Consider the following 12,857-nt stretch of genomic DNA (forward strand, 5'->3'; position numbering starts at 1 on the left):
GTGATGATATGGAATCGAGAAAGGTAGAAATTTTAAACGCGATTGTAAATTCCTATATAAATTCTCCGAGTCCGGTTGGTTCTAGGACTATATCAAAAGATTTTAATTTAGGTGTAAGTTCTGCGACTATAAGAAATGAAATGGCGGATTTAGAAGATTTAGGATATTTAAATAAACCACACACCTCAGCTGGAAGAATTCCATCTGTTAAAGCTTATAGATTTTTTGTGAATGAGCTAAGAAAAAACTTAGATGATGATTTTGAAGTGAGAGATAACTTATTAGATTTGATGCTTGACCAGGCAGAGAGTTTAAATGATGTGTTTAAAAATGCAGCTAAAATTTTATCTGAGAAATCAAATTATATTTCTTATGTTATAGCTTTAAAAAAAGCTGATTCAAGGATAAGACTTGTACAGTTAGTATTAATAGATTCGTTCACAATATTACTTTTAGTAGTAGGAGATAAGGGGGTTGTTGAAAAACATTTCTTTAAGTCTGATATTAAAATAGGTGAAAAAGAATTAGCTGATATAAATTCTTTGCTCAATGAGAATTTAGTAGGTATAAATTTATTGGAAGTTGATAGCTTAGATATAACAGTTACGGGGTCTTTGACAAAATGGACAGCTTTTATAACTCATGTCATAAGAACTATAGCTGAATTCAATGAGGATTCTAATAAGATAGATTTCTTTTATGATGGCATAAAGAATGTGTTCAATTTCCAAGATGAAATAAATAAGAGTCAAGTTATAGATATAATGAATTTGATGGAGAGCAGTCATTTAGTTAATACATTGAATGATTTTGAAGAAGATTTAACGGTTGTAATAGGGAATGAAAATGAAATAGACATAATAAAAGAAAATTCAATAATTGTGTCATCATTTTATGATAGAAAAAGAGAAATAACAGGTAAAGTTGGTATCTTGGGACCTATCAGAATGGACTATAGAACTCAAATTCAAAATGTTAAATTGGTAAGCGATAACTTGAAATTAGCTATAGATAAGATGTTGAGGTGAGATGGTGAACGATAAAGATTTAGAAAATACAGAAGAAAATTTAGAAATTGAAGTAAACGAAGAAGTAGTTACAGAAGAATCTATAGTTGAAGAAGAGATTTCTGAAGAAAATATTGAAGAACAACAATCAGAAAGAGAAACTCAATTAAAAGATCAACTTATAAGATTGCAGGCAGATTTTACAAATTACAGGAGAAGGTCTGAAAATGAAAAGAAAGATTATCTTTCTCTAGGTGCTCAAAAAGTTATTTTGGATTTACTTAGTGTTATAGATAATTTTGAAAGAGCTTTATCTCAAGTTTCAGAAAAAGATAGTTTTTCTGAAGGAATTGAGCTGATACATGGACAATTGATTGAGTTAATAAAGAAATATGATGTAGAAGAAATAAGTGAAACAAATGTAAAATTCGACCCTAATATGCACCATGGGGTGCTTGTCGAAGAAAGAGAAGGCGTTGAAGAAGGCCTTATAATAGAAGTTTTGCAAAAAGGATATAAGATGAATGATAAAGTGCTTAGACCAGCAATGGTTAAGGTTTCACAATAACTAGGAGGAAATTAAATGGGGAAAATTATAGGAATTGATTTAGGAACAACAAACTCAGCAGTAGCAGTTATGGAGGGTAGCGAATCAGTTATTATTCCAAACATTGAAGGGAACAGAACTACACCATCTGTTGTAGCTTTTACAAAAGATGGCGAAAGATTAGTTGGAGAAACAGCTAAACGTCAAGCAATTACAAACCCTGATAGAACAATTCAATCTATTAAGAGACATATGGGAACTGATTATAAAGTTTCAATAGATGGAAAAGATTATACACCTCAAGAAATTTCAGCTATGATTTTACAAAAATTAAAATCAGATGCAGAAAGTTATTTAGGAGAAAAAATCACTGAAGCTGTAATTACAGTTCCAGCATACTTCACAGACGCTCAAAGACAAGCTACAAAAGATGCAGGTAAAATAGCTGGTCTTGAAGTTAAGAGAATAGTTAATGAGCCTACAGCAGCAGCTTTAGCTTATGGTGAAGATAAAGATGAAGATTCACAAACAGTTATGGTATATGACCTTGGTGGTGGTACATTCGACGTATCTATCTTAGAATTATCTGATGGAGTATTCGAAGTACATGCTACAAGAGGTAATAACAAACTTGGTGGAGATGACTTCGACGCTAAGATTATAGATTTTATAGCAGCTTCATTCCAAAAAGAACATGGAGTAGATTTAAAATCTGATAAGATGAGTCTTCAAAGATTAAAAGAAGCAGCTGAAAAAGCTAAGAAAGAACTTTCGTCAACTATGTCAACAAACATCAACTTACCATTTATAACTGCAACAGCAGAAGGTCCTTTACATTTGAATATGGACTTGACAAGAGCAAGATTCGATGAATTGACTAAAGATTTAGTAAAAGCTACAGAACAACCAGTTTTAGATGCTATGAAAGATGCGGGAATGAGCCCATCCGATATAGACAAAATACTTTTAGTTGGTGGTTCTACAAGAATTCCAGCAGTGCAAAGTTTTATAAAAAATCTAGTTGGAAAAGACCCTCAAAGAGATATCAACCCAGATGAATGTGTTGCTTTAGGTGCAGCAATCCAAGGAGGAGTTCTTTCAGGAGATGTTAAAGACCTTCTATTATTAGACGTAACACCTCTATCTCTAGGGATTGAAACAATGGGTGGAGTTACAACTAGATTGATTGAAAGAAATACTACGATCCCTACAAAGAAGAGTCAAACATTCACTACAGCTTCTGACAACCAAACATCAGTAGATATTCACGTACTACAAGGTGAAAGACAAATGGCTGGAGACAATGTAACTCTTGGAAGATTCCAATTAGATGGTATTGCACCGGCAAGACGTGGTATACCTCAAATTGAAGTAACATTTGATATAGATGCAAACGGAATTGTAAATGTTTCAGCAAAAGATCTTGGAACAGGTAAAGAACAACATATTACAATTACATCATCTACAAACTTATCAGATGAAGAAATTGAAAAGAAAGTAAAAGAAGCTGAAATGTATGCTCAAGATGATGCTAAAAAGAAAGAATTAATAGAAGCTAAGAACACTGCAGATTCAATGATTTATCAATCTGAGTCAACTTTAGAAGAAGTTAAAGATAAGATAAAACCAGAAGATAAAGAAAATATAGAAAAAGCAATTGAAGAATTGAAAACAGTTAAAGATTCTGAAAATCTAGATGAGATAAAAGCTAAAACTGAAGCTCTTACAAAAGCTTTCTATGCAGTATCTGAAGAAATCTATAAAAATGCAAATTCTGAAGCAGGACAATCTGATGCACAAAAAGAAGATGTTGTAGATGCTGACTATGAAGTTGTGGATGAAGATGAAGAATAATTAATATCTTAAAGCTAAATCATACACGATTTAGCTTTATTTTTTTTGTTAAAAAGGTTAAAATATTATTTTAGAAATGTGGTGGAAATTTGAGAGACTTTTATGAAATTTTAGAAGTTGGGAGAAGAGCTTCTCAAGATGAAATTAAAAGAGCATATAAAAAACTTGCAAAAAAATATCATCCGGATTTAAATCCTGGAAATGAAGAAGCAGAAATTAAATTTAAAGAAATAAATTTGGCATATGAAGTTTTGTCAGATGAAAATAAAAGACAAAACTATGATATGTATGGAGAAGATGGAATAAATGGTGGAGGATTTGAATCTTCAGGATTTGGTGGTTTTTCAGATATATTCGGAGATATCTTCGATATGTTTGGAGGATCTGGTGGGTTTAGAACCTCTACACAATATAAAGGACCTATGAAAGGCGATGATATAAGATATGACATAACTCTAGACTTTAAAGAAGCTGTATTTGGAGTTGAAAAAGAAATAAGCTTAAGAGTTAGAGAAAAATGTCACGTTTGTGATGGAACGGGAGCTGAAAAAGGTTCTGAAAAGAAAACTTGTGACAAATGTCATGGAACCGGTCAAATAAGAGTTGAGAGCAATTCAGCTTTTGGAAGATTTGTTAGAGTTGTAGAATGTGATAAGTGTCATGGAACTGGAGAAGTAATAGAAAAGCCTTGTAAACACTGTCATGGAACTGGAAAAGAAGTAATAACTAAGAAAGTAAAAGTTAAAATTCCTGCAGGAGTTGACAACAATACTGTAGTTTCAATGAAAGGGCAAGGACATGTCGGAGAAAACGGCGGACCAAATGGGGATTTATTTGTATATATCACAGTTAGGGAAGACTCTGTTTTCAAAAGAAATGGATTTGATTTACATTTAAACATTCCAATAACATACATGGACGCAGTGTTAGGTGCTGAAATAAAGGTTCCTACATTAACTGAATTAGCAGATTATAAAATACCATCAGGGACTGCAGGAGGAACGACTTTTAAGTTAAAGGGCAGAGGAGTTCCTTATGTAAGACGTGAGGGTAGAGGGGATTTATATTTTACAGTAAATATAATTGTTCCTAAAAAAGTTACAGGAGAACAAAAAGAATTACTTGAACAATTGAGAGAGAAGAGTAAGGATACAGTTCAAGAAAACAAGTCATTGTTTGATAAACTTAAAGAGTTTTTTGAATAGGCAAGATCTTAGATTTTGTCTATTTTTTTACAGGAGGTAATTATGAAATATATAGAATTAATCCTAAAAGCAAAAGATGAAAATCGCGACAACATTTTAAACACATTATATGATAACGAAATTTATATTTTTGAAGAAGAAGGAAAAGAAATAATAGAAGAACTTGATAAAATTGAAAAAGACTGGGATTTTGTTGATGAGAGAATTCTAAATTTAGAGCCTGGAATGAGAACTTTTAAAGTTTATTTTCAAGAATCTGAATCAGAGGTTGTTGAAAAATTAAAAACTGACTTGGGAACTTTTGGAGAACTTGAAATAAATGAAATAGATGATGAAGATTGGGCTAATAATTGGAAAAAATATTATGAACCTGTAGAAGTTGGTGATAGTTTGGTAATAATACCATCTTGGCTTGAATACAACGGTTCTCACACTAATAAGATATATATAGAACCAGGAATGGCATTTGGAACTGGAACTCATGAAACAACATATATGTGTTTAGAGGCACTTGAAGATTATGTTATTGAAGATGATGTTGTGTTTGACATAGGATGCGGCTCTGGAATTTTAGGAGTTGCAGCTACAAATTTGGGAGCTAAAAAAATTGTTGCAGTTGATATCGATTCAAAATGTACACAAGTAAGTAAAGAAAATGCAATACTAAATAATGTAGAAGATAAAATAGAAATTCATACAGCAAATTTACTTGATGTAGTAAGTGGCAAGGCTGACATTATAGTTTCCAATATAATTGCAGAAATTATAGCTGAAATGGTACCTGATTTGAAAGCACATTTAGAAGATGATGGGCTGTTTATTTCCTCAGGCATAATTGTAGAGAAAATCTATATGGTTGAAAATGCATTGATTGAAAATGGATTTGAAATAATAGAAAAAAGAGAAAAGAACGGATGGGCTTTATTAGTAGGTAGGATATGTACAGATTCTTCGGAAAATTGATAGAAAGTGATAAGAAAATAATTTTAGATAAGCAAAATTCACATCATTTTATGAGAGTGCTTAGGATATCAGGAAATGAAGAAGTTGAAGCTGTAACTGAAAGTGGAATTTTTAAAGCGATTTTTGAGAACTTTGATTCAGAAAATGTAGTTTTACAAATTTTAAATAAAGTAGAAAGTGAGCATGAAAGTGAAGTACAGTTGACTTTGGTGCAAGCTATTTTAAAAAGTGACAAAATGGAAGCTGCAATAAAAGGTGCTGTTGAAGTTGGAGTAGCATTTATAAATCCACTTATAGCAAAGAGAAATGTAAGTGATATAGATAGAAAGACAGATAAAAAAATAGATAGATGGCAAAAAATTTCAGAAGTGGCAGCAAAACAATCTAAACGAGATTATATACCACAGGTTTCATATCCGATAAAAATTGAGGATTTGGAAAAATTTGATGGAGAATTGATAGTATGCTACGAAAATGAAGAAGACTTAAGATTTTTAGATTTAGATATTAAATCTAAAAATATAGCGCTAGTAATAGGACCTGAAGGTGGATTTGAAGAGTCTGAAATAGATAAGTTGAAGAGTTATGGAGCTCATATAATATCTCTTGGCAAGAGAATATTAAGAGCTGAAACAGCGGCAATCACTGCCAGCTATCATATCATCAATTGTTTGGAAGGAGAAAAATGAAAAGAACATTTTCTATAACTACTCTTGGTTGTAAGGTAAATCAATATGAATCTGAGGCGATGAGCGAGTTATTTGAAGAAAAAGGTTATATGAAAGTTGATCAAGAAACTGAAGTTGCAGATATATATATAATAAATACTTGTACCGTTACAAACTTATCTGATAGAAAATCCAGACAAGTAATAAGAAAAGCAAAAAGAGAAAATCCTGAATCTATTGTTGCGGTTGTTGGGTGTTATTCTCAAGTATCTCCAGAAGAAGTTGCTTCAATTGAAGGTGTGGATATAGTTCTTGGAACTACTGAAAGATCAGATATTGTAAATATGGTTGAAAATTTCCAAAATAATGGAGAATTTATTAACGCAGTTAGAAGTTTGGACGGAGATTATGAATTTCAACCAATAAATATATCAAAAGAATCAGATATGACCAGGGCATATATGAAGGTTCAAGATGGATGTAATAGATTTTGTACCTATTGCATAATACCTTATGCAAGGGGAAGAATAAGGTCGAGAAGCATTTCTGATTCTGTGAAAGAGGCGAAAAGATTAGCTGAAGCAGGATATAAAGAAGTTGTATTGACAGGAATACACATAGGATCTTATGGAAAAGAGTCAGGCAAAAGTTTAATAGAACTAATTGAAAGCATAGCTGACGTTGAAGGCATAGAAAGAATTAGAATGTCTTCTGTAGAACCTATGACAATTACAGAGGAATTTTTACAAAGAGCAATAGCAACGGGAAAATTTTGTGACCATTTCCACTTATCTTTACAAAGCGGGTGTGATAAGGTCTTAAAAGAAATGAACAGAAGATATACTACTAAGGAATACAAAGAAGTAGTTGATTTAATTAGAAAATATATGCCGAAGGCAGGTATAACTACAGATATAATAGTAGGTTTTCCTGGAGAAACTGATGAAGAATTTGAAATAACACGTAGATTTGTTGAAGAAATTGAGTTTTCAAGAATACACGTATTTAAATATTCTATTAGAGATGGAACTCCAGCTGCTGAAAGAACAGATCAAATTCATGGGGAAGTAAAACATAGTAGGTCTCAAAAACTTATTGAATTAAATGAAAAATTAATGAAGAAATTTGCTTCGGAGCAAGAAGAATTAGAAGTGTTATTTGAAGAAAAAATAGAAGATAAATATGTAGGATATTCAACCAATTATTTAAGATGTGCTATCAAAAGTGCAGATGACTTAAAAAATATAACCAAAAGTGTTAGAATAGTATCAGAAGAAAACGAACCTTTCGAAGTAGTTTTAAGTTAGGGGGATATAGTGGATTGTTTATTTTGTAAAATAATTACAGGGGAAATTCCATCTGATAAAATTTATGAAGATGAGTTAATATATGCTTTTAATGACATTGAGCCACAAGCGCCTCAACATTTTTTGGTTGTTCCAAAAGAACATATAACTTCTCTTTATGAAATCGAAGAAAAAGATAAAGCTTTACTAGGACATATAATGTTAAAGATAAGTGAAATTGCAAAAGAAAAAAATTTAAAAGATGGATATCGTGTTGTTATCAATACTAGAGAAGATGGAGGGCAGACTGTTGGGCACCTACACTTCCACGTATTAGGTGGGAGAAGTATGAAATGGCCACCAGGTTGAAAAAGATATTGAAATTTAAAGCTTTAGAGTGTATAATTAATAAGAATTAGCTAAGAAAAGCTACCTTTCTATGAGGGGAGGGGAAACAATGTCAGAAATTAGAGTTGGAGAAAATGAATCTCTTGACAATGCTCTTAAGAGATTTAAGAGACAATGTGCCACTAGTGGAGTTCTAAAAGAAGCTAGAAAAAGAGAACATTATGAAAAACCAAGCGTAAAAAGAAAGAAAAAATCTGAAGAAGCGCGTAGAAAGAAGCGTTCAAGACACTAAGAGGTGTAGTATGTCATTAAAAGACAAGCTCATGGAAGATTTAAAATCTGCAATGAGAGACAAAGATAAGTTGGCTAAAGATACTATCACACTTGTACGTGCCAGCATCAAACAAAAAGAAGTAGATGAGAGAATAGAACTCAATGATTCCGATATACTAAACATAATTTCTAAGCAAGTTAAAGAAAGAAGATCGGCAATTGATGAATTCAAGCGTGGTAATAGAGACGATTTAGTTGAAAAAACCAATGCTGAAATTGAAATACTACTTAAATATTTGCCAAAGCAATTAGATGAAGAAGAACTAACTGAAATCATCAAACAAGTTATGAGCGAACATGAAATCAACTCACCTGCTGATATGGGTAAACTTATGAAGAATGTTATGCCTAAAGTCAGTGGAAGAGCAGATGGTAAGCTTGTAAGCGCAGTTGCTGGAAAATTACTAAAAGCCTAGGGAAATCCTTAGGCTTTTTTTGTAAAGAGGTGTAATATGAAAAAAATTATTTTGGGTATTTTTTTGGCTTTAGTACTATTTACAAAGGTTGATGCTAAAGTTTTGGTTGTACCTATTCAAGGGGAAATCAATTCGGCAAAGACAAATTTTATAGATAGTTCCATAAAAAATTTAAGAAATGAAGATACTGTTATTTTTAAAATTGACACATATGGTGGTTCAATAGCTTCTGCTGAAGAAATAAAAAATTCTATAATGAGGTCTAAAGCTAAGACTATTTCTGTAGTAGATAATAAGGCTGAATCAGCAGGAGTGTTGTTGACTATTGCAAGTGATGAAGTTTATATGGTTGAGGGTTCAACAATTGGGTCTGCAGAGCCGATTCCTAATACAGAGAAGACTTTATCTTATTGGAGATCTATACTTTCAGATACTGCGAGTAGACGTGGGAGAAATATAGACGTTATAGTGGCGATGACAGATTCTGATGTAGTTATAGAAAATGTAGTTGAAAAGGGAAAACTTTTAAATTTAAATGCGGAGAAAAGTAAAGATTTAGGAATATCTGATTATACGTATAAAGATTTTGATGAATTTTTGTCAGAAAGGAATATAAAAGATTATGAGTTAGCAAATATGAATGCTGGCATGAAATTTTTAGATTTTATTTCATCTCAATCTGTTTCATCTCTACTACTTATAATAGGTATGGCAGCTCTTGTTGTTGAATTATTTATGCCTGGTTTTGGAGTAGGTGGAGTTTTAAGCATAATAGCTTTTGGGCTTTTCTTTATAGGCAATATATTTGCGGGAAATGCAAGTTGGTATGCTATAGCAATATTTGTTCTGGGGTTAATATTGATATTTATTGAAATAATGATGCCAGGATTTGGAATTGCTGGAATAGGTGGAATAATATCGTTAGTATTAGGTGTAGTGTTTGCAATGGGTAGTTTAGAAGTTGCTATTAAATCACTATCTTTAGCTATAATTGTTACATTTGCTATAGGAATGTTTATGGTGAAAAAAGGAATGAAAACTAATTTATTTAATAGTCTAAAGCTAAATAATTCCCTTTCTTCTGAAGAAGGGTTTTTAAGTGTAGATACAGCAAATTTAAATGTTGGGGATATTTGCTTAACCAAAACTGTCATGAAACCTACAGGTTTTATTGAATATATGGATGTAAAATATGAAGCGATTTCTGTAGATGGATACATAGATAAAAATGTTGAAGTTGAAGTTTCAAAGGTTGAAAAATCTAAAATTTATGTAAGGAGGATAATTTGATGATGTTTAACAGTGGTGCGATTTTAGGTAGCGGTGTAATAATTTTATTTATACTTGTTTTGATATTTTTCTTTTCTTTTGTTCCAGTAGGACTATGGATAACAGCTTTCTTCTCAGGGGTTAAAGTGAAAATTTCAACTCTTATTGGTATGAAACTTAGAAGAGTTAGGCCAGGGAGAATTGTAAATCCAATGATAAAAGCCACAAAAGCTGGATTAAATTTGAGGATTGAAGATTTAGAAGGACATTATCTTGCTGGAGGAAATGTAAATACATTGGTAGATGCGTTGATAGCTGCAGAGAGGGCTAATATACCACTGCCTTTTGAAAGAGGAGCTGCAATAGACCTTGCTGGCAGAAATGTATTAGAAGCTGTTCAAGTATCTGTAAACCCAAAAGTAATAGAAACTCCAAATATTTCAGCCGTTGCCCAAGATGGTATTGAAGTAATGGTAAAAGCTAAAGTAACTGTTCGTGCTAACATAGATAGGTTAGTCGGAGGGGCTGGAGAAGAGACAATAATTGCAAGAGTTGGAGAAGGTATTGTAACTACTGTTGGTTCTTCTATGACATACAAAGCCGTTTTAGAAAATCCGGATTCGATTTCTAAGATGGTTCTTGAAAAGGGATTGGATTCAGGGACTGCATTTGAAATACTTTCTATAGATATAGCTGATGTTGATGTTGCTAGAAATATTGGGGCAAGACTTCAAACAGACCAAGCTGAAGCAGATAAGAGAATTGCTGAAGCAAAAGCATCTGAAAGAAGAGCTATGGCACTTGCTCGTGAACAAGAAATGAAAGCAGAAGTAGAAGCTATGAGAGCTAAAGTTGTAGAAGCTCAATCTCAAGTTCCACTTGCAATGGCAGAAGCTCTTAAAAAAGGCAACATAGGGGCTATGGATTATTATAAAATTCAAAATATAAATTCTGACACAGATATGAGAAAATCTATATCTAACGCTACAGATGGCAAGGTAGATGATAAATAATGGGAAAAATATTAATTCCAATTGTATTTATTTTAATCAATATTCTTATAGACAAGAAAAAGGTCGATTCTAAAAAAAAATCTGATGAAAAATTAAAATCAGATAGTTTATCGGATAATGCGATGGGCGATAAACACAAAAAGAATATTAAGCCAAAAAAGAAAGAAAGGCAAAGTTCAGTAGAAAATCTAATAGGAAATTTGATTGAGTCTATAAAACCTCATCTTTCTCCAGAAGACCAGAAAAAATATTCTAAGAAGATTGAGAATAAAAAAGAAACTCAAGAGCTTCTTGAGAAGATAAAAGCTGAAAGAGAAAGTATCAAAAATGATAAGTATGAGTTTGTAGAGCCTGAAGTTCAAGATGAAAAAGTAGAGATAAATATGAAAAAAGAATTTACTAGAGATGAACTTGTAAAAGCTATAGTAATGAAAGAAATTTTGGATAAACCAGTATCACTTAGGGAGAGTTAATCTCCCTTTTTCTGTGTCTGTGTAGAATACAGGATTTATTTATGATATAATTTTAGGTTACAGGAGGTATTAATGGCAGAATTAAAAGTTGATATTTCAAAATTAAATAGTGATTTAAAACCAGTCTTATTTGGAAAATTAGATGAATATTTAATAACAATAGAGAAAAATTTTGATGTAAATATAAAAGCTTCAGATCATTTTTTGAATATAAAGGGAGAAAGAGCTGAGTTCGCTAAAATTCTATTAGAAAATTTAATAGAGTTGATACTAAGACAAAAGTCATTAGAAAAAAGTGAATTTGATTATGCACTGAGCTTAGTTAAAGATGGGCATACGGAATCAATTGCTGAATTATTAAATGAAACGATAGTTTATACAGCTATGGGAAAGCCAATAAGGGCTAAGACATTAGGTCAAAAGAAGTATTTAGATGCAATTAAAAAGAATGATGTATGTTTTGGTATTGGCCCCGCTGGTACTGGTAAAACATATTTGGCAATGGCGTATGCTGTAAAAGCTTTTAAAAACCAAGAAGTTTCAAGAATAATTTTAACTAGACCTGCTGTTGAGGCTGGAGAAAGTTTGGGATTTTTACCCGGAGACTTACAAATGAAAGTAGACCCATATTTAAGGCCTTTATATGATGCACTTTTTGAAATGTTGGGCGTAGATAATTACAACAAGTATGTCGAAAAAGGCATGATAGAAGTTGCTCCTCTTGCTTATATGAGAGGGAGAACGTTGGATTCTGCATTTGTAATCTTAGACGAAGCTCAAAACACAACTAATGAGCAAATGAAGATGTTTTTAACAAGACTTGGATATGGTTCTAAGGCAATAATAACTGGAGATATAACTCAAACAGACTTACCAAAATCAAAAACTTCAGGACTAAAGTTGGTATTAAATATCTTAAAGAATGTAAAGGGAGTTGGAATTACTTATTTAACTTCAAAAGATATTGTAAGACATCCATTAGTGCAAAGAATTATAGAGGCTTATGACAAATTTGAAAAGAGAAAATAATGGAAATACTTTTTGATGATAGGCAAGATGATGTATATCTTGATGAAGAAGGAATAGAACTAATAAAAAAAGCTGTTGGAGAAACTTTGAACCATCTTAATATGGATAAAGATGTTATAGTAAGTATTTCATTGGTCAATGAAGACGAAATACAAACTTTGAACAGAGATTTTAGGGGGGTTGATAAAGTTACAGACGTATTGTCTTTTCCTCTTGATGACGAGTTTCAAATACATCCTACAATGCTAGGTGATGTGGTAATTAATACTAAAAGGGTTCTTGAACAAGCTGAAGAATTTGGACATTCTAATGAAAGAGAAATAGCATATTTAACAGTGCATTCAACTTTACATTTATTGGGATATGACCATATGGAAGATGATGAGAAAAAAGAAATGAGAGAAATAGAAGAAGCTGTTATGGAGCGAATGGGAACTTTGAGGTGA

Annotated in this window: 15 protein-coding genes; all 15 read left to right on the plus strand. The window is 32.0% G+C overall.

Annotated elements, in window-relative coordinates:
- Positions 1-8 precede the first annotated feature (8 nt).
- The 15 genes from hrcA (at position 9) to ybeY (ending at position 12,857) form a co-directional block, all read left to right on the plus strand.
- Complete coding sequence (gene hrcA, locus DYE58_RS08835) at positions 9-1,028, plus strand: heat-inducible transcriptional repressor HrcA (protein ID WP_004821825.1); 1,020 nt, start codon at positions 9-11, stop codon at positions 1,026-1,028.
- A gap of 1 nt (position 1,029) precedes the next feature.
- Positions 1,030-1,575, plus strand: a complete 546-nt coding sequence (gene grpE / locus DYE58_RS08840) for a nucleotide exchange factor GrpE (protein WP_004821827.1) — start codon at positions 1,030-1,032, stop codon at positions 1,573-1,575.
- A 15-nt stretch (positions 1,576-1,590) separates the two neighbouring features.
- On the plus strand, positions 1,591-3,408 hold the full coding sequence (dnaK, locus tag DYE58_RS08845) for a molecular chaperone DnaK (protein ID WP_004821828.1): 1,818 nt from the start codon (positions 1,591-1,593) through the stop codon (positions 3,406-3,408).
- An 89-nt stretch (positions 3,409-3,497) separates the two neighbouring features.
- Complete coding sequence (dnaJ, locus tag DYE58_RS08850; RefSeq protein WP_004821830.1) at positions 3,498-4,613, plus strand: molecular chaperone DnaJ; 1,116 nt, start codon at positions 3,498-3,500, stop codon at positions 4,611-4,613.
- A 42-nt stretch (positions 4,614-4,655) separates the two neighbouring features.
- Positions 4,656-5,576 carry a 50S ribosomal protein L11 methyltransferase gene (gene prmA / locus DYE58_RS08855; RefSeq protein ID WP_004821832.1) on the plus strand — a complete coding sequence of 307 codons (921 nt, stop codon included), beginning with the start codon at positions 4,656-4,658 and terminating at the stop codon, positions 5,574-5,576.
- Positions 5,552-6,265, plus strand: coding sequence for an RsmE family RNA methyltransferase (locus tag DYE58_RS08860; RefSeq protein WP_004821834.1), 714 nt, complete (start codon positions 5,552-5,554; stop codon positions 6,263-6,265). The genes prmA and DYE58_RS08860 overlap by 25 nt, the downstream gene beginning before the upstream one ends.
- Positions 6,262-7,551: a tRNA (N(6)-L-threonylcarbamoyladenosine(37)-C(2))-methylthiotransferase MtaB gene (mtaB, locus tag DYE58_RS08865; protein ID WP_004821837.1), complete on the plus strand. Its 1,290-nt coding sequence runs from the start codon at positions 6,262-6,264 to the stop codon at positions 7,549-7,551. Before DYE58_RS08860 ends, mtaB begins: the two co-directional genes overlap by 4 nt.
- Positions 7,552-7,560: 9 nt before the next feature.
- Positions 7,561-7,899, plus strand: coding sequence for a histidine triad nucleotide-binding protein (locus DYE58_RS08870; protein ID WP_004821839.1), 339 nt, complete (start codon positions 7,561-7,563; stop codon positions 7,897-7,899).
- An 88-nt stretch (positions 7,900-7,987) separates the two neighbouring features.
- Entirely contained in the window at positions 7,988-8,170 is a 183-nt protein-coding gene (gene rpsU / locus DYE58_RS08875) for a 30S ribosomal protein S21 (RefSeq protein WP_040552761.1), read from the plus strand.
- Positions 8,171-8,180: 10 nt separating this feature from the next.
- On the plus strand, positions 8,181-8,627 hold the full coding sequence (locus tag DYE58_RS08880; RefSeq protein ID WP_004821843.1) for a GatB/YqeY domain-containing protein: 447 nt from the start codon (positions 8,181-8,183) through the stop codon (positions 8,625-8,627).
- A 36-nt stretch (positions 8,628-8,663) separates the two neighbouring features.
- The gene (locus DYE58_RS08885) at positions 8,664-9,917 is read left to right on the plus strand and encodes an NfeD family protein (protein ID WP_004821844.1); all 1,254 of its coding nucleotides are present in this window, start codon (positions 8,664-8,666) and stop codon (positions 9,915-9,917) included.
- Between the two features lie 2 nt (positions 9,918-9,919).
- Positions 9,920-10,909 (plus strand): flotillin-like protein FloA, encoded by a 990-nt coding sequence (floA, locus tag DYE58_RS08890; RefSeq protein WP_115312355.1) that lies wholly within the window; start codon positions 9,920-9,922, stop codon positions 10,907-10,909.
- Positions 10,909-11,382, plus strand: coding sequence for a hypothetical protein (locus tag DYE58_RS08895; RefSeq protein ID WP_115312224.1), 474 nt, complete (start codon positions 10,909-10,911; stop codon positions 11,380-11,382). The genes floA and DYE58_RS08895 overlap by 1 nt, the downstream gene beginning before the upstream one ends.
- A gap of 72 nt (positions 11,383-11,454) precedes the next feature.
- Positions 11,455-12,411, plus strand: a complete 957-nt coding sequence (locus tag DYE58_RS08900; RefSeq protein WP_004821853.1) for a PhoH family protein — start codon at positions 11,455-11,457, stop codon at positions 12,409-12,411.
- Complete coding sequence (ybeY, locus tag DYE58_RS08905; protein ID WP_004821854.1) at positions 12,411-12,857, plus strand: rRNA maturation RNase YbeY; 447 nt, start codon at positions 12,411-12,413, stop codon at positions 12,855-12,857. The genes DYE58_RS08900 and ybeY overlap by 1 nt, the downstream gene beginning before the upstream one ends.

Origin of the sequence: Peptoniphilus indolicus (assembly GCF_900454665.1) — a bacterium.
Taxonomy (GTDB): domain Bacteria; phylum Bacillota; class Clostridia; order Tissierellales; family Peptoniphilaceae; genus Peptoniphilus; species Peptoniphilus indolicus.

Bases quoted from the DNA above. Each gene is read 5' to 3' on its own strand.
- DYE58_RS08885 (WP_004821844.1), top strand. From the start codon at position 8,664: ATGAAAAAAATTATTTTGGGTATTTTTTTGGCTTTAGTACTATTTACA.
- DYE58_RS08895 (WP_115312224.1), top strand. From the start codon at position 10,909: ATGGGAAAAATATTAATTCCAATTGTATTTATTTTAATCAATATTCTT.
- ybeY (WP_004821854.1), top strand. From the start codon at position 12,411: ATGGAAATACTTTTTGATGATAGGCAAGATGATGTATATCTTGATGAA.
- rpsU (WP_040552761.1), top strand. From the start codon at position 7,988: ATGTCAGAAATTAGAGTTGGAGAAAATGAATCTCTTGACAATGCTCTT.
- DYE58_RS08880 (WP_004821843.1), top strand. From the start codon at position 8,181: ATGTCATTAAAAGACAAGCTCATGGAAGATTTAAAATCTGCAATGAGA.
- floA (WP_115312355.1), top strand. From the start codon at position 9,920: ATGTTTAACAGTGGTGCGATTTTAGGTAGCGGTGTAATAATTTTATTT.
- prmA (WP_004821832.1), top strand. From the start codon at position 4,656: ATGAAATATATAGAATTAATCCTAAAAGCAAAAGATGAAAATCGCGAC.
- hrcA (WP_004821825.1), top strand. From the start codon at position 9: ATGGAATCGAGAAAGGTAGAAATTTTAAACGCGATTGTAAATTCCTAT.
- DYE58_RS08860 (WP_004821834.1), top strand. From the start codon at position 5,552: ATGTACAGATTCTTCGGAAAATTGATAGAAAGTGATAAGAAAATAATT.
- dnaK (WP_004821828.1), top strand. From the start codon at position 1,591: ATGGGGAAAATTATAGGAATTGATTTAGGAACAACAAACTCAGCAGTA.
- mtaB (WP_004821837.1), top strand. From the start codon at position 6,262: ATGAAAAGAACATTTTCTATAACTACTCTTGGTTGTAAGGTAAATCAA.
- grpE (WP_004821827.1), top strand. From the start codon at position 1,030: ATGGTGAACGATAAAGATTTAGAAAATACAGAAGAAAATTTAGAAATT.
- DYE58_RS08900 (WP_004821853.1), top strand. From the start codon at position 11,455: ATGGCAGAATTAAAAGTTGATATTTCAAAATTAAATAGTGATTTAAAA.